Source organism: Actinoplanes sp. NPDC000266, from assembly GCF_042899005.1.
GTDB lineage: Bacteria > Actinomycetota > Actinomycetes > Mycobacteriales > Micromonosporaceae > Actinoplanes.
In genome coordinates this window covers 381,610-406,307 of the sequence record NZ_JBIAZI010000001.1, presented here as the reverse complement: position 1 = coordinate 406,307, position 24,698 = coordinate 381,610, and the positions used below count along the sequence as shown (strand labels likewise).

Sequence of the window (24,698 nt, the reverse complement as noted above, 5' to 3'; positions counted from 1 at the left end):
TAACCGCGCGGACGTGCTGGTCAGGTAGATTCCGCTGCTGTGCCAGGTCCCACCCCTCCGCCGCTGTGGCTACAGCTCCTGGGCCCGTTGCGCGTGTGGCGTGACGGGGCCGAGCTCGACGCCGGGCCGCCGCAGCAGGCCTACCTGCTGGCCCTGTTGCTGGCCGAGGCCGGACGGCCGATCAGCACGAGCGAGCTCATCGACCTGATGTGGGGCGATGAGGTGCCGCCGAGCGCTCTCAACGTCATTCAGAAGTACGTCGGCGCGTTGCGGCGCCTGCTCGAGCCGGCCGTGCCGGCCCGCGAGAACGGCGCCTTCCTGCACCGGCGCGGCAACTCCTACCTGTTCACGGCCGATCCCGAGGTGCTCGACCTGGTCGCCTTCCGCCGGCTCGTCGACGCCGCCCGGGCCGGTGGCCGCAGCCCGGCCGCGCTCGACGACTACGCCGAGGCCCTCGCTCTGTGGCGTGGACCGGCCGGCGCCGGCATCGCCGACCGGACCGGGCCGGCCGCCCTGTTCACCGCGCTCGACAACGAGTTCTACGACGCGTGCTCGGCCGCGGCCGAGCTGGCCGTGGCCCTCGGCCGGCCCGAGAGCGTGACCGCCCCACTGCACCTGGCCGCGTCGATGGCCCCGTTCCACGAGCCGGTGCAGGCCGCTCTCGTCCGGGTCCTGGGCGCGGCCGGGCGTCAGGCCGAGGCGCTGGCGGTGTACCGCGCGGTCCGCGAGCGCCTCGCCGACGAGCTCGGCATCGACCCCGGCCCGGCCCTGGCCGAGGCTCAGCGCCAGGTGCTGGCCCAGCCCCAGGTACTGGCCCAGCCCTCGCCGCCGGCCGAGCCCGGCCCGGTCCCGCGCCTCACCGGTCTGGTCGGCCGCGCCGGCGAGGTGGCCGTGCTGCGGCGTGCCGTCGACAGCGCCGCCGCCGGCGGCACGGCGATCACCATCGTCGAGGGCGAGCCGGGCGCCGGAAAGACCCGTCTGCTCGAGGAGGCGGCCGCGCTGGCCGCCGGGCACGACGCGCTCGTCGTCTGGGGCGCGTGCCTCGAGGGCGACGGCACGCCGTCGATGTGGCCGTGGGAGCAGGCGCTCGGCGCGGTCGTCGACGATCTGCCCGCCCCGGCCCGGGAGAAGTGGCTGGCCGGCGAGCTCGGCCTGCTCCTCGGGCCGGGCACCGGCACGGAACGGACGCTGCCCGACGGCAACGCCCAGTTCCGGCTGTTCGAGCAGGTGGTCGACCTGGTCGGGCAGGCCGCCGGGCAGCGGCCGGTGCTGCTGATCCTCGACGACCTCCAGTGGGCCGACATGGCCTCGCTGCGGTTGTTCGCCCATCTGGTGGGCCGGCTCCCGGCCGGCGCCGCGATCGTCGGCGCGCTGCGCAACCGGGCCCCCGTCGTCGGCTCCGACCTGGCCCGGGTGCTGGCCGCGGCCGGACGGCAGCCCGGCCACCGCCGGATCCGGCTCGGCCCGCTCGGCCTGAGCGACGTGACCGCCCTGGTGCGCACCGAGTCGGGCCACGATCCAGGCGAGGCCGTGGCCCGGGCGATCCACGACCGTACGGGCGGAAATCCGTTCTTCGTCCGGGAGTTGTCCCGGCTCCTCAGCGAGGCCGGCGACGGTGAGGTGCCCGTGCCGGCCACCGTCCGCGACGTCGTGCGCGACCGGATGGCCGGCCTCGACGACCGGGCCCGGGAACTGCTGCACGTGGCCGCGGTCATCGGCCGCGACGTCGACCTGCGGCTGCTCTCCAGCGCGGCCGGCGTGGGCATCGCCGACTGCCTGCGCAGCCTCGAACCGTTGCAGGCGCTCGGACTGCTCGATCCGGGACCGGAGGACCCGTCCTCGCTGCGCTTCGCGCACGACCTGGTCCGCGAGTCGGTGTCCGAGACCACGACCCGGCAGCAGATCATCGGTCTGCACCTGGCCGTCGCGGACGCGCTCGAACGGATCCACGCCGACGACGAGGACGTCGCCGAACGCTTCGCCTATCACCTGTGGAGCGCGGGCCCGCTGGCTGAGCCGGCCCGCACCGCTCAGGCGCTGATCCGCGCCGGGCGCCGGGCGGCGTACAAGCTGGCCTTCGAATCGGCCAACCGGCAGCTGCGGTCGGCCGTCCAGATCACCCGGGCCGCCGGGCTCATGGAGCTGGAGCTGTCCGCGCTCACCCTGCTCGCCATCGTCGTCCGGCGCCACGCCGAGTACGACGCCTCCATGTTCGGCCTGCTCGACCGGGCCGAATATCTGGCCCGCACCCTCGGCCGGGACGCCGAGGCGGCCGACTTCCTCTTCATCCGGGTGATGGGCGCCTTCACCGCGCTCGACAAGGACCGGGGACGGCTGGCCGAGCGCATGCACGAGCTGGCCGAGTCGTCGTCCGATCCGGCCGTCCGGCGCTACGGCCGCAGCACGTGGGGCCTGCACCAGTGGGACATCGGCAACGTCGGCGAGGCGTACCGGATCCTGACCGGTGACGATCCGGCCGGGCCCGAGGTGACCACACCGATGCGCCGGGACGGCCGCATCCCCGGGGAGGGGCCGGGGTGGCGGGCGGTGATGACCGCGCTGCACGGCGACGTCCCGGCGGCGCTGGCCTTCGTCGACACCTGGGACACGCCGAACGATCCGTACGCGGCCTCGGTGTGGGTCTACTACACGGCCATGATCGCTTCGATGGACGGCGACCCGGTCCGGGCCCTCGCCGCCGGGGAACGATGGTTCGCGGCCGGGCTCGAACGGCTCGGATCCCAGCTGGAGCACTACATCCAGCAGTACTGGTGCTGGGCGCGCGCCCTCACCGGGGACAGCCAGGCCGCGGCCGACGCCGAACGACTCCTCGCCGCCAGCCTGCTCGACCCTCCGCAGTGGGGCATCGCCTATCAGTACGGGCTGATCGCCGAGATGTGGCTGGCGACCGGGCGGCCGGACGACGCGGCCCGGGCCCTCGACCGGGCCGACCAGGCCGTCTGGGACCACGGCCAGCGGTACGCCGAGGGGCTGCTCCTGCTGATCAGGGCACGCCTGCTTCAGACGCGCGGTGAGCCGGTGGCCGCGGTCCGGGCTGCCGCCGAGCGGGCCCGGTCGCGGTCCGCCGCAAGCGGGTCCTTCCTGTTCGCCCGGCGCGCCGAACGCTTTCTCGCGGAGTTGGGAGCCGACGCATGACCGACCTGACCGCCCTCTCGCGGGGGCTGAACGCGCCGAAGGGCTTCGTGCGGGCCAGTTTCGCTCCGCCGCCCGGCGCGATCCGGCTGCTCGGCGGCGTCCCCGCTCTCGAAGCCCTGCCGGCCGAAGCCTTCGCCCAGGTGTCGGCGGACGTGTGGAAGGATTCGGCCGCCCTCCAATACTCGCCGGCACACGGTTTCCCGGCGCTGCGCGACTGGATCGCCCGGCGCGAGGGCGTCGACCCGGCCCGGGTGGTGGTGACCAACGGCGGCATGCACGGGCTCACCCTGGCCGTGCTGACCGTCGTCGAGCGCGGCGCCACGGTCGCCGTGGACGATCCGGTCTTCCCCGGTTTCCTGTGGGCGCTGGAGATCGCCACGACGCGGCTGCTGCCGGTGCCGGTGGTCGCCGACGGCTTCGACGTCGAGCACCTCGCCGCGCGGCTCAAGGCCGGCGACCGGATCGCGGCCGCCTACACGGTTCCCGACTTCCACAACCCGGCCCAGGTCAGCCTGTCCGCGGAGAAGCGCCGGGCCCTGGTCGAGCTCGCGGAGCGGTACGGCTTCTATGTGATCGCCGACAACCCGTACAGGGAACTGCGTTTCGCCGGTGAAGATCTTGACGTTGCGGCCTTCAACGCCTCGGACCGGGTGATCCACGTCAACACCTTCACCAAGACCCTCGGACCGGGCTGGCGGGTGGGGTGGATGGTGCTGCCCGAGCACCTCGTCGACCCGGTGATCCGGCTGCGGAACCGCCTGGACGTACACACCTCGTCGGTGACCCAGGCGATCGTCGAGCGTTTCGTCACGGCCGGCCTGTACGACCAGGTCGTCCGGGACGCCACCACCTTGTACCGGCAGCGCGCCGGCGTCCTGGTCGACGCCCTGCGCGAGCACCTGCCGGACGCTCTCGACATCCGGGCGCCCGAGGGTGGCCTGTTCCTCTGGCCACGGCTGACCGACGACAGCATCGACCCCGCCGGCCTGTTCCGGCGGGCGGCCGCCAACGGCGTCGTCTACCAGCAGGGCGAGTTCTTCGCGGCCGGCCCGGACCAGCGTTCGGCCGCGCGGCATCTGCGTTTCTCCTACAGCGACCGCACCCCCGCGGAGCTGCGGGAGGCCGTACGGCGATTGGCGGTGGCCTTCAGATGACAGCTTCCCGGCTTCCACTGCGGGCCCTGGTGCCGTTCGCCGCCGGCTCGATCGGTATGGGCGTCTGGGTCACCGTGCCCGGCATCTTCCTGCTCTACTTCCTGACCGACATCCTGGCCGTGCCGCCGCTCGTCGCGGGCCTGACCCTGCTCCTGCCGAACATCATCGACGTCGTCCTGCACCCGTGGGTGGGGCGGCTCTCCGACTCCGATCGCGCCCGCAACGGCCACCGGCTGCGCCTGATGGCCGTCGGCTGCCTGGTCGTGGTCACCTTCGTGGCGCTGTTCGCGGTGCCCGCGGGTCTGCGCGGCACCGCCGCCGCCGTCTGGGTCGGCGTGGTGTTCGTCGCCGGCAACCTGCTCTACGCCTGCTATCAGGTCTCGTACCTGGCCACGCCGGCCGACCTCGGGATCAGCTATCACGAGCGGACCCGCCTGATGGGCTACCGCAACGTGGTCATCACGGTCGGCGTGCTGGTCGCCGGGGTGGTCGCGCCGCTGCTCGCGGACGGCGACGGCTACGCCCGGATGTCGCTGGTGTTCGGGGCCGTCATGCTGGCGGCGATGCTGGCCGGCATCGGCGGGGTGGCCCGCCTCAACCGGGCCGCGCCGGGCGTCCCGGCCGAGCCCGGTCATCGCGGCGGGCTGCTGGTGGCGCTGCGGGACCGGCATTTCCGGGCGCTGACCGCGTCCTACCTGACCGTGGCCATCACGATGAACATGGTGCTGGCCGCGATGCCGTACTTCGCCAAGTACGAGCTGGGCCGCCCCGGCTCCACCTCGCTGCTCGTCGGCGCGTTCATGGCGCCGGCCGTGCTGACCACGCCGTTGTGGGTGCTGGTGGCCCGCCGGTTCGGCAAGCAGCGCGGCCTGCTCGCGGCGCAGGCCGCGTTCGTGGCCGGTTCGGTGGTGCTGGCCCTGGGCGCCGGGGCCGGGCTGCCGGTGGTCATCGGCGCGGTGGCCGTGCTGGGCGTCGCGTTCGCCGCCATGCAGCTGATGCCGCTGTCGATGGTGCCCGACGTGATCGCCGCGGCCGGCCCCGGCGGCGCGGCCAGCGCCGGCAGCTACACCGGCGTGTGGACGACGGCCGAGGCGACCGGAGGGGCGATCGGGCCGTACGTCTTCTCGGCCCTGCTGGCCGTCGGTGGCTTCGTGGCGACGGGCGCCGGCGAGGAGGTCGCGCAGTCCCCCGCCGCCCTGAACGCGGTCCGGTACGGCTTCACGCTCGTACCGGCCGCGCTCATGACCGTCGCGATCCTGTTGCAGCGGCGCTACACCCTGGATCGGAGCGCCCGCGCCGAGGCGGTCAGCTCGCCGCGCGCAGACGCAGGGTCCGCTGTGCCGCCCAGACGTGGATGAGCAACCCGATCCCCCAGCCCACGATGGACCACAGGGGCCAGAAGAACTTGCCGGGCGTGGCGTAGTACCAGGTGAAGACCTGGCCGACGTTGGCCAGGACGTACCAGGTGATGTGCGACCAGAGGCCCCATCGGATGGCGGTGTCGCTCTGCTTCGCCGTCACATCGACTCCCGGGCCGCGGTCTCGATGAGGGCCACGGTCTCGTCCGGATGCGAGACGAAGACCATGTGGGAGGCGCCCACGACCACCTGAGCGGTGGCCCCCGAACGCTCGGCCATGAACTCCTGCGCCGCGGCCGGGATGATCTTGTCGGATCCGCTGATCAGGTTGTAGCTCCGGATGGTGTGCCAGGCCTGCGGAGCCGAGGCGGGCTCACCCAGCGCGGCCCCGGCGGCCGGGCGCTGGGTGACGGCGTACATCGCGGCGTCCCGCGCGGGCAGATCCGCGGCGAAATTCGGGTGGAAGACGCGCGGGTCGATGTACAGGTCGACCTGGCCGTCGCCCAGCGGCACCGGCTTGAGCGACTCGTCCACCGTGCTGCCGGGGAACTTCTCCACCAGCGACTGCGCGCTCTCGCCCACCTCGGGCACGAACGCCGCCAGATAGACCAGCGCCTTCACCCGCTCGTCGCCGGTCGCCGCGGTCGAGATCACGGCCCCGCCGTACGAGTGGCCGACGAGCACGATCGGCCCGTCGATGCTCGCCAGCAGCGCTTTCAGTTGTGCGGCGTCGGAGGTGAGCCCTCGTAGCGGATTCGCCGCCGCCACCACCGGATAGCCGTCGGCGATGAGCCGCCGGGCGATCTCGGTGAACCCACTGCCGTCGGCGAAGGCGCCGTGCACCAGGACAATTGTTGGACTGTCAGTAGTCATGGGCCGGAAGGTATGGCCGCGCACTGACCAGCGACTGAATGCGCTCAGCCGTACAAATCATCCTCGGCGACGACCGGCGTGGTGTCATCGTGGGGCCGCCCGACCCGGGCCGCCGAGCCGAACATGGCGCCGCGCGCCGGATGAACGGGGGCGAAGGCGGCGAAGCCCCGGTGCTGCGGAATGTCGTCGTACACCGCCTCCATGCCGCCGCGCAGCAGATACGTCTCGTGCCAGAAGCCGGTGCCGCCGCTGTCCCGCAGGAAGTTCCGCCACCAGAGCCGGTGCGGTTCGGAGCGCGTGTCGTCGGCCGACTTCCCGATCTGCGGCCCGTAGCCCATCAGGGTGCGCAGCCCGTAGAGCCGGTTCACGCGCATCCCCAGATAGACCACGGCCAGATCGGGATAGGACGACAGATCGACGGTCTGCCGATTGACGCGGGTCGCCATCGCCAGGCCTCCTTTCGAAGAGATTTCGAGTCACGCTAGGAAGCGAGACTGACCTCACGCTGAACGTCCGTCTATGCTGCCCTTTCCCCCCGCATCGGCACCAAGGTCGGACATGTCCCGCACATCGCCCTCGTCTCAGCGCCTGGCCCGATTGATCACTGTGGTGCACTCCCAGCGCCGCGTGCCGCTGCTGGTCATCCTGCTCTCCACGGCGCTCGGAACCGCTGCCCTGGCCCTGGTCGGAGCGCCGAGGGAGCTGCTCGCCCTGATCGCCTCGATGGTGGCCGCCCTGCTTGTCGCCGTGCCGATCACCGTTCTCGCGCGGTGGGGCATCTCGCTGCACGCGCTGATCGCGGCCGGGGCCATCGCCGCGCTCACCGTCATCTACGGTCCCGCCGTGTCACCCGCCTGGCTCCTCGTCGCCGCGGTCGGCTGGGCGCGGGTCCGGCTGAAGGAGCACACCCCGGGCCAGGTGGTCGCGGGCGCCGCGGTCGGGGCCGCCGCCACCGGGGTGCTGTTTCCCCTGCTGTTATGAGCCGCGCATGCCCGGCGTGTGGCCCGGGGCGATCGACGCCTGGACGACCAGGGCGGCAGCGCCGATGCCGGCGGCGTTGCGGGGCTGGGCGGAGAGCTCGACCTGGACCTCGTGGCGGCCACGGGCGTGGGCCGTGCGGGCCAGGTGGGTGCGCAGGCGGCGGGCGTAGATGGAGCCGGCCACGGCCACGCCGGGGCCGGTCAGGACGATGCGGCCCAGGTCGAGCAGGTTCACCATCGACGTCACGGCGACGCTGAGATAGCCGGCCGCCTCCTCGATCACCTCATGCGCGTCCGGGTCGCCGCTGACCGCGGCCCGGGCGATGGCGTCGTACGCCGACGAGACCGTGCCGTCCAGGCTCAGGCGGGCCGACAGGGCGGGGTGGGCGCGGGCCGTGTCGACGGTCGCGGTCATCGAGGCGTACCTCTCCACGCAGCCCTGGTTTCCGCACGGGCACGGCCTTCCGTCGTACGCGATCGAAAGGTGTCCCAGCTCGCCCGCGTCGAAGCTGGCGCCGCGGAACAGCGCGCCACCGAAGACCATGCCGGCGCCGATGCCCGTGGAGAGGTAGACGCAGCCGAACGACTGCTCGCGGGAGACCCGGCGGCTCCAGAACTCGCCCAGGGCGGCCGCCGCCGCGTCGTTCTCGACCAGGACCGGCAGCTTGAGCCGCTCGGACAGCCGGTCGGCGATCGTGCCCCACTCGGTGAAGGGGCCGGTGGCCGGCGCCACCACGGCCAGGCCCTCCACCCGGTGGCGGGGCAGGTCGAGGCCGGCGATGAAGTCGTCGAAGCGGGCGGCCAGCTGGCCCGGCAGGTCGCCCGGCTCGAGCGGCACCGCCTCGCGGCCCACCACACCGCCCGTCAGGTCGATGGCCACGCAGGTCACCGAGTCGGTGCCCAGCTCGAAGCCGACCCCGAAGTGGTCGGCCGGGTTGATGGCGAGCAGCTTGCGGGGCTTGCCGCGCAGCGAGCCGGCCGAGCCGGTCTCGTGCACGATGCCGTCGGCGATCAGGTCGCGCACGATGTTGGAGATCGACGGCTGGGTCAGGCCGGTCACCTCGGCCAGCTCGACCCGGCTGATCCGCTCGGCCGACCGGATCACGTCCACGATCAGGGCACGGCTGCCCGGGCCGCCCGCGGGCGCTTCTCGACGTGCCATGGCGGTACCGTAGCGCGTGATGAACGGGAACCGGAGGGTGACACCGGCGCGGAGGCGGGTCGGCCTGGTGCTCGCGCGCGCGGGCCGCGTCCTCGGCGAGGAGCCGTATTACCACGAGTTCATCGAGGGCCTGGAGCGCGTGCTGACGCCGGCCGGGGTCTCGGTCCTCGTCAAGGTCGTCACCGACCGGGCGGCCGAGGCCGAGACGTACGACCGATGGGCCGCCGAGGGCAGGGTCGACGGTGTGGTGCTGGTCGACCTCGCCCCCGACGACGACCGGGTCGGCCTGGTCGGCGCGCTGGGCCTGACGGCGGTCGTGCTGGGCGCCCCGTCGACCGCCTCCGGCCTGCCCACGGTCTGGACCGACGACGCCGGGTTCGCCCGCGAGGCGATCCGGTTCCTGGCCGAGCGGGGCCACGAGGTGATCGGCCACATCAGCGGCCCGACGACGTTCGCGCACACCCAGCTGCGCCAGGCCGGCGCCGAGGCGGAGGCCGAGGCCCGGGGCGTGCGGCTGGTGGGCACGGTCGGCGATTATTCGTACGACTCGGGCCGCGCCGCCGTCGCCGAGCTCATCCCGGCCGAGCCGACCGCGATCGTCTGCGACAACGACGTGATGGCCCTGGCCGCCCTGGACGCCCTGGCCGAGCACGGCTTGTCCGTGCCCGGCGACGTCTCGGTGGTGGCCTGGGACGATTCGGCCCAGTGCCAGCTGGCCGTCCCGGCCCTGTCCGCGATGAGCCACGACGTGGGCCGCATAGGCGAGCTGGCCGCGGGCGCCCTGCTGGAGGCGATGGCCGGCTCACCCCCCGAGGTGTACGAGGCCCCAGCCGCCCACATCGTGGCCCGCGCCACCACCCGCTGAAAGCTTCAGGCGCCGGGCAATGCTCGACGTGCAATTGGAAGACTAAGTTCAGTGCACGTGGAAGACTAGAGAGATGTCTCGCCTGCCGGGGCCGGTGCTGGTGGACGAGTGGCAGCGTTTCCCCGAGGTATGGGACCAGGTTCGCCGCGCGGTAGATTCCGGCTCACCGCCTGGGCATTTCATCATCGCCGGCAGTTCGGCGCCTCGCGGCGCGGTGATCCACTCGGGCGCAGGACGGATCGTCCCGATGCGGATGCGCCCGCTTAGCGTGGCGGAACGAGACATCGAGACGTCCAGCGTCAGCCTCTCCGCGCTCCTGGCCGGCAATCGCGACGTCGGCGGGAGCACCGCGCTACGGCTGACCGACTACGTCGAGGAGATCACCGCGTCAGGTTTCCCCGCCATCCGGGGGCTGCCGCCGCGTGTCCGCCGGGCCGAGTTGGACGCCTATCTGGACAACGTCGTAGAGCGGGAATTCCCTGAGCAGGGCTACCCGGTCCGCCGTCCGGCTGTATTACGAGCCTGGCTTGCCGCATATGCCGCCGCGACATCCACGACAACGACCTACTCGAAGATCCTCGACGCGGCTACCGCTGGGTTAGCCAACAAACCGGCCAAGGAAACCACACTCGCCTACCGCGATGCTTTGTCCTCCTTGTGGCTGCTCGACGATCTGCCACCGTGGATTCCCGGCCATAACCACCTTGATCGGCTCGGCCAATCGGCCAGGCATCACCTGGCCGACCCGGCGTTGGCCGCGCGCTTGCTGGGGCTCGACGCCCCTGCGCTGTTACGGGCCGAACAAGGAAGTACCAACCTGTCCGAAGGCACGATTCTGGGCGCTCTGTTCGAGCACCTCGTGGCGCTCAGCGTCCACACCTACGCCGAGGCGGCCGAAGGCCGGGTGAGCCACTTGCGGACCCGCAACAACACCCACGAAGTGGATCTCATAGTTCAGCACGCCGACGGGAGAGTGCTGGGCATTGAGATCAAGCTGGCTGACCGCGTCGAGGACGCCGACACCAAGCACCTCCATTGGCTGCGCAGCCGGATCGGCGAAGACTTGATCGACTCCGTCGTCATCTACGCCGGCGAGCACGCGTACCGGCGCCGCGACGATGTCGCCGTCGTCCCTCTGGCGTTGCTCGGGCCCTGAGATTCATCGCAGGACCTCCGGCAGGGACGTCAGGACCCAGGGTGCTTTGACCGAGCCGGGGTCCAGGTCGACGGGTGCGCGGACCTGGAACGCGACCGATTCGCCGGGCAGCAACGTGACGAAGCCCCGGTCGACCGTGGCCGTCGGGTGCACGCGGTCGGGCTGGAGCAGGATGTCCCGGGCCAGGCCGTCCGCCCGCACGTGGACGTCGAGTCCGCCCTGGACCGTCGCCACGTCCACCGTCAGGCCCGGGTCGTTGTGGCTGAAGTCCAGGTCCTCGACCCCGAACCACAGGGCCCTCGTGTCACCCACCCGGGCGACCAGCAGCTCGGCCGCCGGGTCGCCGAACTCGGCCACGCCGGCCGGGATCGGGACCAGGGTCACCGACCGCGCGCCCACGGTGACCTGCCGGGTCGTGGTGGCCAGGACCGTGCCGCTCGTGTCCTGCCGTTCGACGAGCAGGGTTCCGGTCCACTCGGCCGGGTGGTCGTTGAGGACGGCCACGACCAGACGGCCGTCGCGGGGCTGGATGGTGAGCGCGCGCTCGGCGTACATCTCCTTCATGGCGAAGTAGAGCGGCTTGTGCCGGCCCGCCCCGTCGATCGCCGCCCACGACGTGACCGGCCACAGGTCGTTGAGCTGCCACAGGATCGTGCCGCCGGTGTGCGGCCACGACGTGCGCCAGTGCTCGACCCCCGTACGTACGGCCCGAACCTGGTTGAGCTGGGTCAGGAAGTGCCAGGCCTCGGTGCTGTTCCCAACGCCGAAGTGCGGGGCGAGGCCGCGGGCCAGCTTGCCGTTGCCGTCCTCGGCCTTCTGGTGGTGCAGCACGCCGGGCGAGTCCGGCCGCATCGGGTCGTCGGAGACCGCCTCGCGCAGCGTCGTCCACGCCGGGGGCGCCTGCCAGCCGAACTCGGCCACGAACCGCGGCTCCGAGGCTCGGTAGTTCAGGTAGTCCTCCCGGTTCCAGACCTCCCAGGAGTGGAAGGTGCCGTACCCCGGATCGTTCGGCAGGTGTTCCCAGCTGCCCGACCACGGGCTGCCCGCCTGGTACGGCCGGCTCGGGTCGAGCTCGGCCACGATGCCCGGCAGGGTCTCCAGGTAGTACCTCTCACCCCAGGTCACGTCGCCGGACGGCTCGTGCAGCCACAGGTTCTCGTTGTTGCCGCTCCAGGTGATCAGACTCGGGTGCGGGGCCAGCCGGGTCACGTTCTCCCGCGCCTCGGCCACCACCTCCGAATACAGCGGTTCCTCCTCGGGATAGTCGGCGCAGGCGAACAGGAAGTCCTGCCACACCATCAGGCCGAGCTCGTCGCAGACCTCGTAGAAGTCGCGGCTCTCGTAGATGCCGCCGCCCCACACCCGGATCAGGTTGATGCCCGCGTCGGCCGCCTCGCGCAGCCGGAGCTCGTAGCGTTCGCGGGTCATCCGGGCCGGGAAGATGTCGTCCGGGATCCAGTTGACGCCCTTGATCTGCACCGGCGATCCGTTGACGTGGAACACGAATCCGCCGCCGGCCTGGTCGAGCTCGACCGTCCGGAAGCCGGTGCGCCGCTGCCACCGGTCGAGCACCTCGTCGCCGTCGAGCAGTTCGACGGTCAGCTCGTAGAGCGCCGCTTCGCCGTAGCCGCGCGGGTTCCACGGTTCCACCTCGACGTCGATGACCGCGCGGGCCGAGGAGCCCCGCAGGTCGAACGTGGCGATCTCCGCGGAGGACAGCAACACGCGGACCCGCAGATCACGCTCACGTGTGCGCTCGACGTCGACGGTCAGATCGAGCCGCCCTCCGCCGTCGTGTGTCGCTAGTGGACGGACGGAGGCTAGCCGGGCCGTGTTCCAGCCTTCGAGCCGCACCGGCCGCCAGATGCCCGCGGTGACCAGCGTCGGCCCCCAGTCCCAGCCGAAGGAACAGGCCATCTTACGGATGAAATTGAACGGTTCGGGGTACGCGTTGGCGCGCGGCCCGAGCAGATCGCGCACCCTCTCGGCTTCGGTGTAGGCCGACTCGAAACGCACGACGAGCTCGCCCTCGGGCCGCGCCGTCACGTCGTACCGATAGCTCCGGTGCATATTGCGGGACGACCCGAGAACGACACCGTCCAGCTCGACCGACGCGACCGTGTCAAGGCCTTCGAAGACCAGATCGATGCGGTCGTACGCCGGTCCGTCCCACCCGATGTCCCGGCTGTACCGCCAATCCGTGCGCCCGATCCAGGCCACCTTGTTCTCGTTGTCGTCGAGGAAGGGGTCCGGGATCCGGCCGTCGTTCAGCAGATCGAGGTGTACGCATCCGGGAACGCTGGCCGGAAGCGGATCCACCGCGTCGGCCCGCAGTTCCCACGCGCCGCCGAGGTCCTGTGCGTGCAGCATGTGCGGCACGTCCTTTCTACTTGGTCGCTCCGGCGGTGACGCCGTTGTAGATGAAGCGCTGCAACAACAGGAAGACCACGACGGTCGGAATGATGACGATCATCGTGCAGGCCGCGATCGTCTCCCATTGCGCGCCGTACGGCCCCTTGAAGCGGAACAGCGCCGTCGAGATGACGTTCAGCTCGGGTGAGCGCAGATAGAGGAACGGGATGTAGAACTCGTTGTAGACCGCGATCCCCTTGATGATCACGACGGTGGCGATGGCCGGCTTCATCAGCGGCAGGATCACCCGGCGATAGACCGTGAACCGGGACGCCCCGTCGATCACGGCGGCCTCGTCGAGGCTCCTCGGAATGGACTGGATGAACTGGATGAAGATGTAGATGGACACGATGTCGGTGCCCAGGAACAGGACGATGGCCGAGCCGAGCGTGTCGACCAGGCCCATCGACTTCACGATCTGATAGGTCGCGACCTGGGTGGTGACCCCGGGCACCAGCGCCGCCACCAGGAACAGCCCCAGCACGAGCCGTTTGAAGGGGAAGGAGAAACGGCTTATGGCGTACGCGGCCAGGGTGCCCACGGCGATCGTGCCCGTCAGCGACACCACGAGGATGATCGCGGTGTTCACGAATCCGCGCAGCATGTGCCCTTTGGACCAGGCCGTCGCGAAGTTGTCGAAGTTGAACCAGTTCTCAGGCGGGGTGAGCGGGCCGGTGCTGCCGTATTCGGCGTGCGTCTTGAACGAGGCGAACAGCACGACCACGAGCGGGACGAGAACGACCAGCGCGGCCGCGACCAACGAGACGTACTTGGCAAATTTGCTCATGAAAGGGTGACCTCCTCGTCCGGGACGATGCGGCGCTGGATCCCCGTGACGAGCAGGACGATGAGCAGCAGCACGACCGCCATGGCCGAGGCGAGCCCGATCTTCCGGAACCCGAAGGCGGTCTGATAGGCCTGGATGACGAACGTCGTGGTGCCGTTGGCGCCGCCGGTCATGATGAACGGGATCTCGAAGGCCGACAGGCTGCCCGAGATGGCCAGGATGAACGACAGGCTGATGATGCGCTTGATACCGGGCGCGATGATGTGCCGGAACTGGTGCCAGCGGTTCGCGCCGTCGATTTCCGCGGCCTCGTAGATCTCCCCGGGAATGCTCTGGATGGCGCCGAGGAACAGCACGAAGGTGAGCCCGGTGAACCGCCACACCGAGGTGCCGGCGAGCGAGAAGTTGGCGACGTCCGGATCTCCCAGCCAGAGCGGCGTGTGCCCGCCGAGAAGCGTGTCGAGCGTGCCGCCCGGCTGGAAGAAGTAGAGGAAGACGAAGCCGACGGCGACGCCGTTGAGAAGGTACGGAAAGAAGATGACGCCCTTCCACAGATTGCGCCACCGGGTGCTGAACGACAGGATCACCGCGAAGTAGAGGGCGATGGCGATCTGTACGAACGACGCCGCGAAGTAGTAGAGGCTGATCAGGAAGACCCGCCAGTACTGCTCGTCGGTGAAGACACGGACGTAGTTGTCGAGACCAACCGGTTCCATCGCCGGTTTCAGACCGTCCCAGCTGTGGAAGCTGTACCAGATCATGTTGCCGACCGGCACGTACGTGAAGGTGATGAGCAGGATCAGCGCTGGTGCCAGGTACAGCCAGGGGCTGTGCCTACGGGTCACTTCATCACCTTGGACTGGGCCGCGCCCCACCGCTTGTTCAGGTCGGCGAAGTACGAGTTCTTGTCGCCCTTGGCCGCGCCGCGCGCGATGTCGACCAGCTTCTGCCGGTAGATGTTGCCGGTCAGGTCGATCTCGGACTCCTTGATGATCTCGTCCTCCTTGCCGCTGTTCGTGGTCGCGGCCGGGAGGCTGAGCAGCTCGACCCCGGTGTCCTCGAAGTCCTTGATGACCTTCGGCATGGGCTGGCTGATCGCGGTCGGGATGGCCTGCTGGCCGGCCGCGAAGCCGGACTCGTTGACGAACCAGTCGAGGAAGGCCTTGGCGGTCGCCTTGTTGCCGGAGTTCTTGCTGACCGCGGCCGAGTAGTCGCCGGTGATCTGCGCGTGGAACCTGCCGTCCTTCTGATAGGGGAACGGCCAGAGCGCGATGTCGTCCGGGTTCGTGCCGGCGGCCTTGGCGGCGGCCTGCATCTGCGGCACCGCCCACGATCCGAGCAGCATGGCCGCCGTCTTGCCGGTGGCCAGCATCGGCTTGGAGTTCTCCCAGTTGGTCGTCAGCGGGTCCTTCTCACTGAGACCGTCGTGGACGATGTCGTAGAGCAGGCCGTCCGTGACGTACTGAATCTTGCCGTCCTGCCAGGGCGACGCGTCCGCGGGGAACGTCTCGTTGATGTCGGGCTGGTTGAGCACGCCGCGCTGGTTGTTGAACTCGCTGAGCGGCCAGCCGTCCTTGTAGTTCGTGTAGTACGGGTCCACGCCGCTCTTCTGCTTGACGGCCCGGAGGCCGGCGATGAACTCCTCCGGCGTCTTGGGCGGCGCGGTGACGCCGGCGTCGGCCCACACCTTCTTGTTCACGACGAGCCCCTTGGCGATGCCACCCAAGGACAAGCCATAGACCTGTCCGTCGTACGCCTTCTCGTCGGTGAACCGGTACGTCTTGCTCAGCTCGCCGACCGTGCCCAGCGGCTCGAAGAACTGGCTGAACTCGGGCCGGGCGACGCTGTTGGGTATCAGCAGCACATCGCCGTAGTCGCCGCCGCTGAGCTGGGTGGTGACGTCGCCCTCGTAGTTGGTCAGGCCCTGGAACTTCACGGTCGTGCCGGGATATTTGGCGGTGAACTTCTTCGCGTACTCCGGCAGCACGGTGTCGGCCAGGTCGGTCCGGTTGGTCAGAACGGTGATCGATCCCTTGACGTCGCCGGAGAAGTCACCGGCCGCGCCGGTGTCGTCGTCCCCGGCCCCGCCGGTGCAGCCGGTGACGAGGGCGAGCGCGGTGGCGGCGCCGAGACCGAGGAGGTGCCGTCTATTGATCATGCTGATGTCCGTCCACTGGGAGGTGAGCGCCCAGCATGAGACGGCCATTACAGCGCTGTCAAGATTAGATTACTAATTAATTTTACGTCTGCGCTGGTAGCAGCCTTACCGCGTTCCTTAAATTAGTTACGTAAAGGTTGACAGGGGCGAAACCTCGACGCTAGACATGGGTTGCCGCCGATCCCCCCGCGGCATCCCCGTCCCCAGGAGGCGTACTCCCCATGAAAGTCCCCCGAATCCCCGCCGCCGTGCTGACGGCGGCGCTCGTGGCCGCCGCCGCGATGACGCCGGCCGGCCCGGCCGGCGCCTTCCCCGCCACCCCCAGATCGACCGTGATCAACTACCTGAAGGCGATCACCGGGAACCACGTCGTCAGCGGCCAGCACAACAAGGAGCCGGCCACGTCACCCGGCCAGTACACCCAGCAGGTACACGACATCACCGGTCAGTGGCCCGGGCTCTGGGGCGGCGACATGATGTTCACGTCGAACGACATCGCCAACCGGCAGAGCGTCGTCAACCAGGCCAAGACCGAGTGGGCCAACGGGTCACTGGTCGCCCTGACCTGGCACGCCTGCTCCCCCACGGTCGGCGCCACCTGCAACTTCGACGGCGGCGTCAAGACCACCATCAGCGACGCCCAGTTCCAGCAGGTCGTCACCGGCGGCACCGCGCTGAGCAACACCTGGCGCAGCCGCATGGCCGCCGTCGTCCCCTATCTCCGGCAGCTCAAGGACGCCGGCGTGCCCGTGCTGTGGCGCCCCTTCCACGAGATGAACGAAAGCTGGAACTGGTGGGGCCACCGCCCCGGCGCCAACGGCTCGCTGAAGCTCTTCCAGCAGATGAAGGACTACTTCGACAGTCAGGGCCTGACCAACCTGATCTGGGTCTGGAACGTGCAGGACAACCCGGCCGGCGGCTGGGCGAGCTACTACCCCGGCGGCGGCTACGTCGACGTGGTCAGCCTCGACGCCTGGTACAAGAACTACCCGTCGAGCGGCGACTACGCGCAGATCCAGTCGATCGCCGGCACGAAGCCCATGGCGATCGCCGAGATGGGCAAGGTGCCCACGGCGGCCCTGCTCGACAGCCAGCCCAGGTGGACGTACTTCATGCTCTGGTCCGAACAGCTGCGAGGCAACAACACCAACGCCGAGATCCAGAACGCGTACTTCCTCCCCCGCGTCTACAACCAGGGCGAGATCAGGTTCTAGCTCTAGCGCCCCGGCTCCCCGGCCGGCGTGCCCCGCTGCCAGATCAAGGACATTTACCGTGATCGTTGTGTGTGGCTGACACACTGGCGCCATGTTCGGGCACCTGGTCGGGGAGCACCGGCGTCGTCTGGGGCTCACCCAGGAGGAACTGGCCGCGCGCACCGGCGTCAGCGTGCGCACGATCCGCGAGATGGAGGCGGACCGGCGCCGTGCGCCCCGGGCCGCCTCCGTGCGGTTGCTCGCCGACGCGTTCTCCTTGCAGGGCGCCCAGCGCGAGACGTTCCTCCTGGCCGCGAGCGCCCCGGCGACGACGACGGCACCGGCCGTCGCGGTCACACCGTCGCCGGGGCCGGTTCCGGCTCAGCTCCCGGCCGACGTCACCGGGTTCACCGGGCGGGCGGCCGAACTCGCCCGGCTCGACGAATTGGTGCCGGGCGGTGGGGTCACCACCGTCATCTGCGCGGTGGCCGGCACGGCCGGGGTGGGCAAGACCGCTCTGGCCGTACGGTGGGGTCACCGCACCCGGGAACGTTTTCCCGACGGGCAGCTCTATGTGGACCTGCGCGGCTACGATCCGGGCCGCCCGGTCGAGCCCGGTGACGCGCTGGCCCATTTCCTGGCCGCTCTCGGCGTGCCGCCGGCCGAGATTCCGCTCGGGCTGAACGAGCAGGCCGCCCGCTATCGCACCCAGCTGTCCCAGCGGCGCATGCTGGTGCTGCTCGACAACGCGGGCACGGTCGAGCAGGTGCGCCCGCTGCTGCCCGGGGCCGGTGACTGCGTCACCCTGGTCACGAGCCGGGACAGCCTGGCCGGACTGGTCGCGCGCGACGGGGCGTACCGCCTCGATCTCGATCTTCTGCCCGTCCCGGACGCGACCGCGCTGCTGCGCCGGCTGATCGGGCGGCGGGTCGACGATGAGCCGAGGGCCGTGGCGACGCTGATCGAGCAGTGCGCCCGCCTGCCGCTGGCCCTGCGGGTCGCCGCCGAACTGGCCGCCGGGCGGCCCGGCAGCACGCTGGCCGAGCTGGTCACCGAGCTGGCCGACCAGCGGCAGCGGCTCGGCCTGCTGGATCCGGGCGGCGATCAGCGGTCGGCCGTGGCCGCCGTGTTCTCCTGGTCGCTGCGCTCGCTGCCGCCCGAAGCGGCCACGACCTTCCGGCGGCTGGGCCTGCATCCGGGTCCCGACTTCGACGCGTACGCGGCGGCCGCGCTGGCCGGGCTCGACCCGCCGGCGGCCCGGCGCGCGCTGCGCGAACTCACCCGCGCCCATCTGGTCGGGCCGTCCGGCGAGGGCCGCTGGGCGATGCACGACCTGTTGCGGGCGTACGCCTCCGGGCTCACCACCGAGTCCGGCGACGATCCCGGCGCGATCCGGCGACGGCTGTTCGACCACTATCTGGGGTGCGCCGTCGCCGCCGCCGACCTGCTCTATCCGGAGGAGGCGGCCCGGCTTCCGCGGGTCGCGCCCCCACCGTCGCCCGTACCCGATCTGACCGATCCGGCCTCCGCCCGCGACTGGCTCGACGCCGAGCGGTCCTGCCTCGTGGCGGTGGCCACGCGCGGCGGGCCACGCTACTCGGTTCCGCTGGCCACGGCGCTGTTCCGCTATCTGCTGGGCGGTCACTATCCGGAGGCGCTCGCCGTGCACGGGCAGGCGCGGGCCGACGCCCGCGCGGCCGGCGACCCGGCCGGGGAGGCGGCGGCGCTGCTCGGCACGGGCACCGTGCACAGCCGCTTGTGCCGGCACCGCGAGGCGGCGGCCGACCTGGGCGCCGCGCTGGAGCTGTTCGAACGGCTCGGCGACGCCGTCGGGCTGGGCCGCACGCTGGGCAACCTCGGTGCCGTCGAGCAGCGTTCCGGCCGATATCCGCAGGCCCTGGTCTTCCACGAGCGGGCCCGGGCGACCTTCCGGCGGGCGGGTGACCTGGTCGGTGAGGCGCGGGCGGTGAACAACCTGGGCGAGATCGAGTCGCGGCTCGGGCACTACCCGGCCGCGGCCCGGTGGCATCGGGAGGCGCTCGCGCTGCACGAGCGCACCGGTGACCGGACCGGCCTGGCCGCCGCGCTGACCAATCTCGGCGAGATCGAGGAGAAGCTGGGCAACTTCGACGCCGCCGCCGAGCATCAACTGCGGGCGCTGGAGCTGTTCCGCGCGCTCGGCCACCGCTCCGGTGAGGCGTGGACGACGGATGGCATCGGCGTGGCGTACACCGGTCTGGGCCGTCCGCATGACGCCTCCGCCTTTCACGAGTCCGCCCTGGAGCTGTTCCGCGAGATCGGTGAACGGGACGGCGAGTCGTCCGCGCTCAACGGCCTCGGCGAGGCCGCCCGCGCCGCGGGCCGTCCCGCCGAGGCCGTCGCCCAGCACACCGCCGCCCTGACCGTCGCCGTGGAGACCGACGTACCGGACCAGCTGGCCCGGGCCCATCGGGGCCTGGGGCGGTCATGGCGCGACCTGGGCCGCCCCGAACCGGCCCGCTCGCACCTGCGCCACGCGCTGGACAGCTACACCGTGCTGGGCAGTCCCGAAGCCGACGACATCCGCGAGGCCCTGGCCGCCCTGTGAGCTAGCCGTAGCGGACGTCGCCCGGGAAGGCGTTGTACGCGTGCCAGATGTCGGTGAAGAACTCGATGCAGGGCCCGTTGATCGTCGATCCGCTGTGCACGCCCTTCGGCACGGCCGTGCCGTCGGAGCGGATCGTGTAGACCGGCCCGCCGGAGTCGCCCGCGGAGTTGCAGTTGCCCCACCGCTGACCTTGCACGGCGTTGCGGATCTCGCCCATGTTCCAGTAGTCGAAGTTGATGCCGGTGAGGAGGACCGAGTAGCCGCAGATCTCGCCGGACGCGAAGCCGGCCGCGCAGTACTCGTCGCCCAGCGCGGCCCAACGGGACCACTTCGACCGGACAGTCGTGTACGACGTGTTGCTGCGCCAGACGTACGGCTGCACCGAATACGCCGGCTTGACCTCGATCAGACCGATGTCGCCCCGGTAGTACGCCGACCCGTTGATCTTGACGGTACCGACCTCGTTCCAGTTCTCCCGCGTGCCCGCGTTCACCGTGCCCATGTCGTACGCGGGTGTGCTGACAGTGCCGCCGTTGCGGACGCAGTGGCCGGCGGTGAGCATGCCGTGCACCCCAGCGGCGATCGCCCACGGGAAGGCGGTCGTGCAGGTGCCGCCGCCCGGAATGTAGATCTTCGACCCGCCGTAGAACGGGCTGGTGTCGTTGTCGCGGGTGTTCGCGTATGCCTTGATCCGGGGCCGGATCCGCACCGCGAGGTCGGTGGTGCCGAACCGCTCGGCCAGGGCGGCCGCGAGCTCGTCGCTGAGCCGCTCGACCGACACGATGACCCGGTTGTTGATCGCGTCCGGCTCGGTCATCCAGATGCTGTCCGCGCCCGGGATCGACGAGTCCTTGAGGTCGAACGCCTCGTCCTTGACCGTCTCCAGCCGCGCGAACGTGGCCGGCGCCTTCTCCGTGGCCTTGCCCGCGACGGCCCGCTGACCGGCCACGGTCGCGACCCGGATGCGCACCTTCGGGCCGCCCGCGGCCGCCCGGTCGACGGCCGGATATCCGAAGTCGGCCGGCCGTTTCATGGCCAGGTCGTAGGCGTCGCTCCACGCCTTGGCCACGCTCTCGGGCAGCGGCGGAGGCGGTCCCGGCACCGCACCCGTGAGCACCTGAAGGCCACTCGCGTGCCGGTGGTCCCCGCCGCCGGGAGCGGCGTGGGCCGGCGGCGCGACGAGCCCCACCGCCACGAGCCCGGCTATCACGGCCCCTTTCCTGATGAGCTGCATTCCCCCTCCAATGCGTTGACGTGACCTCAGTCAACGCACCGGCGGGACCGCGCAACAGAACGACAACCGGCCGTTCACCGGCAGCTTCGCTACCTGACCTTCTTCTCCCAGAAGCTGCGCACCACGGGCACGACCTCGGAGACCGCCGGGATGCCCGGGCCCTTCTCCCGTTCGCCGACGGCGAGGGCGGGCGCCGACCGCTCCAGCGACCCGGCCATCCGGTCGATGTCGGTGATGATCGAGCCGGTGAGCACCAGCACCCCGGTGTCCTCGATCCCCGTGCGCACCTTGTGCAGCGTCTGCCGTCGCGCCTCGCGCAGATCGTCGAGCAGGTCCTCGAGGTCGCCGGCGTCCTGGGTGGTGTCGGCCTCCGGGTCCGTCTCCAGGGTGGCGTGCGCGGCGAACGCCTCCGAGGCGGCGGTGAGCAGCGGGCCGATGTCGTCCGGCACGCCCGGGCAGTGCGGCGTCGCGGCGGCGTCGAACATCGTGCGGGCCACCGAGTTCACCTGGTGCACCCCGTGCTCGAGGACGCGGAACGTGTGGTGCACCGGCGCCACCTCGGTCAGCGGCGTCGTCAGCGACCAGCGGGCCTGCCGGTCCAGGTCCTCGACCGCGTCGACCGCCTCGCCGAGGGTCTCGCCGAGCTCGCGGGACCGGGCCAGCCACTGCGCGGCCTGGTCACGGCCGTATCCGCGGGCGGCGCCGGCGCCGAGGTCGCCCAGCAGGCGCGCGATCTCGGTGGACAGGTGGGCCAGCTTGCAGTGGGCCCGTTCCAGCGGCGTCATCCCGCCGACCAGCGGCGACAGGATGGCGCCGACCACGATGCCGAGCGCGGTCGCACCGACCCGCTCCCAGACGAAGGTCTCGGCCACGGCGCTGCCCGCGACCAGCACACCCAGCGAGGTGGCGGGCACGGTGACCGAGCCGTCGCCCAGGCGCAGCACCCGGCCGACGATGAGCCCGCACCCGGCGATCACCGCGATCGACACCGGGCTCGGGCCGAACACGCCCCACACGCCCACCGCTCCCCCGACGCCCGCGAGCGTGCCGATCAGGCGTTTCGTCCCGTCCCGGACCGAGGCGTGCGCGCTGAGGTGCACCGACAGGATCGCGGAGATCGAGGCGGTGACCGCGCCGACCACGTGCAGGGTGGAGGCCAGCGACCAGGCGATGCCGGCGGCGATCGCCGCCACCAGGATGGAACGGACCGTGGCCGGGTCGATCCGCTCGTACCACCGGACCGCCACGCGGCGCAGGCCCTCGGGCAGGTGCGGTTCCACCCGGGCCAGCACGTCGCGGCCGGCGGCCTCGACGACCGGCTTGACCTTGCGGCGCAGCACCACCACGGCCAGCGCGCAGAGCATGAGGCTCGCGGCGACGATCGTGATCGGGTTCGCGGACTCGACGAGCGACTGGGACAACGCTGCGGCTTCCTCTGTGACGAGCGGTTGATCCGGTCGCAAAAAGTATCCTCAACCGCGGAAGCATATATCCCAAATGTTGAAATTGTGACGGCGGATACGGTCAGCGCAGCTCGGCCACGACCGCCTTCGCCGCCTCGGCGATCAAGGCATCGTCCGAGGCCGCACCGCGAACGCCACGATCCGACTGGATGGCGATGACCAGGGGGCTTCCGGTGGGCGGCCAGACGACCGCGATGTCGTTACGGGTGCCGTAGCCGCCGCTGCCGGTCTTGTCGCCGACCGTCCAGCCGTCCGGCACGCCGGCCCGGATGAAGGTGTCACCGGTCGTGTTGCCGATCAGCAGGCCGGCCAGCTTCTGCCGGCGGGGTGCGGGCAGCTCGTCGCCGAGCACGAGCCGGCGCAGGCCGGTGCCGAGCGCCCGCGGCGTGCTGGTGTCCCGCTGGTCACCGGGCGTGGCCTCGTTCAGCGACGGTTCGGTCCGGCTGACGTACGTCACGCTGTCGTTGATCTTCCGCAGTTCCCGTTGCAGCCCGGCCGGGCCGCCCACCTCGCGCAGCAGCAGATTGGCGGCCGTGTTGTCGCTGTGGCGCACGGCCGCGTCGATCAGGGCCTCGACCGTCATCCCCTCGGCCACGTGACGTTCGGTCACGGGCGCCCATTCCAGCAGATCCGTCTGGGTGTACGTCACCACGCGCCCCAGATCGGCGTCGGTGAGATCCCGGAGCAGCACCCCGGCCAGCAGGGCCTTGAACGTGGAGGCGTGGGCGAACCGCTCGTCGGCGCGGTGGGCGACCGTGCGCCCGTTGCCCGTGTCGACGGCGTACACCCCCAATCGGGCCTTGAACCGGCGCTCGAGCTCACCGAACCGCCGGTTGCCGGCGACCTTCGCCGGCGACGAGATCGAGGCGGCCGGGCTGGGCGACGCTGCCGGGCTGGGCGACGCGGCCGGGCTGGGCGACGCGGCCGGGCTGGGCGACGCGGCCGGGCTGGGCGAGGCCGGTTTCCCGCCGCAGCCGCTCAGCAGAGCACCGGCGAGCAGAAGCGAGGAGGCCGCGACGGCGGAACGAGTCACGCGCTCGATCATGCACAGGGCGGTCCACGGTCAGGCCACCCGGTCGGTGGCCGCCTGGGCCAGGCCCTCCAGCGCCGACCGGCTCGCCCGGTCGATCGGCGCGGCGGTCAGGGCGGCCAGCGAGCGCTCCAGCAGGCCGGAGATCATGTCCTCGACGGCGCCCAGCGCGCCGGTGTCCACGATGATCTCGCGCAGGGCGCCGACGCCACGCTCGTCGAGGGCGGGCGAGCCGAGCAACTCGTCGACGAGGGCCCTCTGCGGCGCGCCGGCCCGCTCCAGGGCCAGCGCGACCAGGACCGTGCGCTTGCCCTCGCGCAGGTCGTCCCCGGCCGGCTTGCCGGTGCGGGCCGGGTCGCCGAAGACGCCCAGGATGTCGTCGCGCAGCTGGAACGCCTCGCCCAGGGGCAGGCCGAAAGCGGAGAGGCAGGCCAGCAGATCGTCCCCGGCCCCGGCGAGCCGGGCGCCGAGCAACAGCGGATGCTCGACGGTGTACTTGGCGCTCTTGTAGTGGACGACCCGGCGGGCCCGTTCCAGGGCGCCCCGTTCACGGCCACCGGCGATCGCCTGCTCCAGCAGGTCGAGATATTGGCCGCCCATCAGCTGCGTACGCATGCTGTTGAAGACGGCCCGGCCCCGGGCCAGCGCCAGCGGGTGCAGTCCGCTGGCCGTGTAGAGCTCGTCGCTCCAGACCAGGCACAGGTCGCCGGCGAGGACGGCGGCCGACTCGCCGAAGCGGCCGGGCTCACCGCGCCAGCCGTGCCCGCGGTGCAGGGCGGCGAACCGGCGGTGCATGGCCGGAGCGCCGCGCCGGGTCTCGGAGGCGTCCATGACGTCGTCGTGGATCAGCGCGGCCGCCTGGAAGAACTCGAGCGCGGCGGACGCGCGGACGATGCCCGGCCCGTCGGCGCCGCCCGCGGCCCGCCAGGCCCAGTAGCAGAAGGCGGCCCGCAGCCGCTTGCCGCCGCTCATGAAGCCGGTCAGATAGCCCACGAGCGGAGCGCAGTCCCCGTGGACGTCGGCCAGGATCGTCGCCTGCCCGGCCAGGAAGTCGTCGACCTCTCGCTGCACGCGGGCAATTATCTCACCAGTCATGAATCTCGTTATAGGTGTAGTTAGAAAATCTTGCT

Annotated in this window: 20 protein-coding genes; 8 read left to right on the top strand and 12 right to left on the bottom strand. The window is 71.2% G+C overall.

The genetic code is table 11. The features are described from left to right. Nucleotides 1–39: 39 nt before the first annotated feature. The 3 genes from ACFY36_RS01520 to ACFY36_RS01510 are packed head-to-tail and all read left to right on the top strand — an operon-like array spanning nucleotide 40 to nucleotide 5,668. Nucleotides 40–3,156, top strand: coding sequence for a BTAD domain-containing putative transcriptional regulator (locus ACFY36_RS01520; protein WP_499743919.1), 3,117 nt, complete (start codon nucleotides 40–42; stop codon nucleotides 3,154–3,156). Further along, the gene (locus ACFY36_RS01515; protein WP_499743918.1) at nucleotides 3,153–4,310 is read left to right on the top strand and encodes an aminotransferase-like domain-containing protein; all 1,158 of its coding nucleotides are present in this window, start codon (nucleotides 3,153–3,155) and stop codon (nucleotides 4,308–4,310) included. The genes ACFY36_RS01520 and ACFY36_RS01515 overlap by 4 nt, the downstream gene beginning before the upstream one ends. Then, nucleotides 4,307–5,668, top strand: coding sequence for an MFS transporter (locus ACFY36_RS01510; RefSeq protein WP_499743917.1), 1,362 nt, complete (start codon nucleotides 4,307–4,309; stop codon nucleotides 5,666–5,668). Before ACFY36_RS01515 ends, ACFY36_RS01510 begins: the two co-directional genes overlap by 4 nt. Here the strand turns inward: ACFY36_RS01510 and ACFY36_RS01505 are convergent. The 3 genes from ACFY36_RS01505 to ACFY36_RS01495 are packed head-to-tail and all read right to left on the bottom strand — an operon-like array spanning nucleotide 5,616 to nucleotide 6,987. Next, nucleotides 5,616–5,831, bottom strand: a complete 216-nt coding sequence (locus ACFY36_RS01505; RefSeq protein ID WP_499743916.1) for a 2TM domain-containing protein — start codon at nucleotides 5,829–5,831, stop codon at nucleotides 5,616–5,618. The two genes, ACFY36_RS01510 and ACFY36_RS01505, sit on opposite strands and share 53 nt — an antisense overlap. Continuing rightward, the gene (locus tag ACFY36_RS01500) at nucleotides 5,828–6,541 is read right to left on the bottom strand and encodes an alpha/beta fold hydrolase (protein WP_499743915.1); all 714 of its coding nucleotides are present in this window, start codon (nucleotides 6,539–6,541) and stop codon (nucleotides 5,828–5,830) included. Before ACFY36_RS01500 ends, ACFY36_RS01505 begins: the two co-directional genes overlap by 4 nt. Before the next feature lie 44 nt (nucleotides 6,542–6,585). After that, nucleotides 6,586–6,987 carry a monooxygenase family protein gene (locus tag ACFY36_RS01495; protein WP_499743914.1) on the bottom strand — a complete coding sequence of 134 codons (402 nt, stop codon included), beginning with the start codon at nucleotides 6,985–6,987 and terminating at the stop codon, nucleotides 6,586–6,588. Nucleotides 6,988–7,099: 112 nt separating this feature from the next. On the opposite strand from ACFY36_RS01495, the gene ACFY36_RS01490 reads away from it, so the two are divergent. Next, nucleotides 7,100–7,522, top strand: a complete 423-nt coding sequence (locus ACFY36_RS01490; protein WP_499743913.1) for a hypothetical protein — start codon at nucleotides 7,100–7,102, stop codon at nucleotides 7,520–7,522. On the opposite strand, the gene ACFY36_RS01485 is transcribed toward ACFY36_RS01490, so the two are convergent. Continuing rightward, complete coding sequence (locus tag ACFY36_RS01485) at nucleotides 7,517–8,683, bottom strand: ROK family transcriptional regulator (RefSeq protein ID WP_499743912.1); 1,167 nt, start codon at nucleotides 8,681–8,683, stop codon at nucleotides 7,517–7,519. The two genes, ACFY36_RS01490 and ACFY36_RS01485, sit on opposite strands and share 6 nt — an antisense overlap. A gap of 19 nt (nucleotides 8,684–8,702) precedes the next feature. Here ACFY36_RS01485 and ACFY36_RS01480 point away from each other — a divergent pair, with 19 nt between their 5' ends. Together ACFY36_RS01480 and ACFY36_RS01475 are read left to right on the top strand one after the other, a co-directional pair. Then, the gene (locus ACFY36_RS01480) at nucleotides 8,703–9,548 is read left to right on the top strand and encodes a LacI family DNA-binding transcriptional regulator (RefSeq protein ID WP_499743911.1); all 846 of its coding nucleotides are present in this window, start codon (nucleotides 8,703–8,705) and stop codon (nucleotides 9,546–9,548) included. 73 nt (nucleotides 9,549–9,621) lie between these two features. Continuing rightward, a complete protein-coding gene (locus ACFY36_RS01475; RefSeq protein WP_499743910.1) occupies nucleotides 9,622–10,704 on the top strand; it encodes an ATP-binding protein in 1,083 nt (360 codons plus the stop codon). A gap of 3 nt (nucleotides 10,705–10,707) precedes the next feature. Here the strand turns inward: ACFY36_RS01475 and ACFY36_RS01470 are convergent, their stop codons facing one another. Genes ACFY36_RS01470 through ACFY36_RS01455 form a run of 4 tightly spaced genes read right to left on the bottom strand, consistent with a single transcriptional unit; the run spans nucleotide 10,708 to nucleotide 16,061 of the window. After that, entirely contained in the window at nucleotides 10,708–13,074 is a 2,367-nt protein-coding gene (locus tag ACFY36_RS01470) for a glycoside hydrolase family 2 protein (RefSeq protein WP_499743909.1), read from the bottom strand. Between the two features lie 16 nt (nucleotides 13,075–13,090). Continuing rightward, the gene (locus tag ACFY36_RS01465; RefSeq protein WP_499743908.1) at nucleotides 13,091–13,903 is read right to left on the bottom strand and encodes a carbohydrate ABC transporter permease; all 813 of its coding nucleotides are present in this window, start codon (nucleotides 13,901–13,903) and stop codon (nucleotides 13,091–13,093) included. Then, nucleotides 13,900–14,748 carry a carbohydrate ABC transporter permease gene (locus tag ACFY36_RS01460; RefSeq protein WP_499743907.1) on the bottom strand — a complete coding sequence of 283 codons (849 nt, stop codon included), beginning with the start codon at nucleotides 14,746–14,748 and terminating at the stop codon, nucleotides 13,900–13,902. Before ACFY36_RS01460 ends, ACFY36_RS01465 begins: the two co-directional genes overlap by 4 nt. Further along, nucleotides 14,745–16,061, bottom strand: a complete 1,317-nt coding sequence (locus ACFY36_RS01455; protein WP_499743906.1) for an ABC transporter substrate-binding protein — start codon at nucleotides 16,059–16,061, stop codon at nucleotides 14,745–14,747. The genes ACFY36_RS01460 and ACFY36_RS01455 overlap by 4 nt, the downstream gene beginning before the upstream one ends. A gap of 221 nt (nucleotides 16,062–16,282) precedes the next feature. Between ACFY36_RS01455 and ACFY36_RS01450 the strand changes: the two genes are divergently transcribed. Next, nucleotides 16,283–17,275: a glycosyl hydrolase gene (locus ACFY36_RS01450; protein WP_499743905.1), complete on the top strand. Its 993-nt coding sequence runs from the start codon at nucleotides 16,283–16,285 to the stop codon at nucleotides 17,273–17,275. A gap of 91 nt (nucleotides 17,276–17,366) precedes the next feature. Then, nucleotides 17,367–19,841, top strand: a complete 2,475-nt coding sequence (locus tag ACFY36_RS01445) for an ATP-binding protein (protein WP_499743904.1) — start codon at nucleotides 17,367–17,369, stop codon at nucleotides 19,839–19,841. 1 nt (nucleotide 19,842) lies between these two features. Here ACFY36_RS01445 and ACFY36_RS01440 read toward each other — a convergent pair whose 3' ends face one another. From ACFY36_RS01440 to ACFY36_RS01425, 4 genes are all read right to left on the bottom strand, one after another. Continuing rightward, nucleotides 19,843–21,075: a S1 family peptidase gene (locus ACFY36_RS01440; RefSeq protein WP_499743903.1), complete on the bottom strand. Its 1,233-nt coding sequence runs from the start codon at nucleotides 21,073–21,075 to the stop codon at nucleotides 19,843–19,845. Nucleotides 21,076–21,164: 89 nt separating this feature from the next. After that, on the bottom strand, nucleotides 21,165–22,496 hold the full coding sequence (locus ACFY36_RS01435; protein WP_499743902.1) for an FUSC family protein: 1,332 nt from the start codon (nucleotides 22,494–22,496) through the stop codon (nucleotides 21,165–21,167). 103 nt (nucleotides 22,497–22,599) lie between these two features. Further along, on the bottom strand, nucleotides 22,600–23,571 hold the full coding sequence (gene bla / locus ACFY36_RS01430) for a class A beta-lactamase (RefSeq protein WP_499743901.1): 972 nt from the start codon (nucleotides 23,569–23,571) through the stop codon (nucleotides 22,600–22,602). 30 nt (nucleotides 23,572–23,601) lie between these two features. Next, nucleotides 23,602–24,663 carry a polyprenyl synthetase family protein gene (locus tag ACFY36_RS01425; RefSeq protein ID WP_499743900.1) on the bottom strand — a complete coding sequence of 354 codons (1,062 nt, stop codon included), beginning with the start codon at nucleotides 24,661–24,663 and terminating at the stop codon, nucleotides 23,602–23,604. Nucleotides 24,664–24,698: the final 35 nt, after the last annotated feature.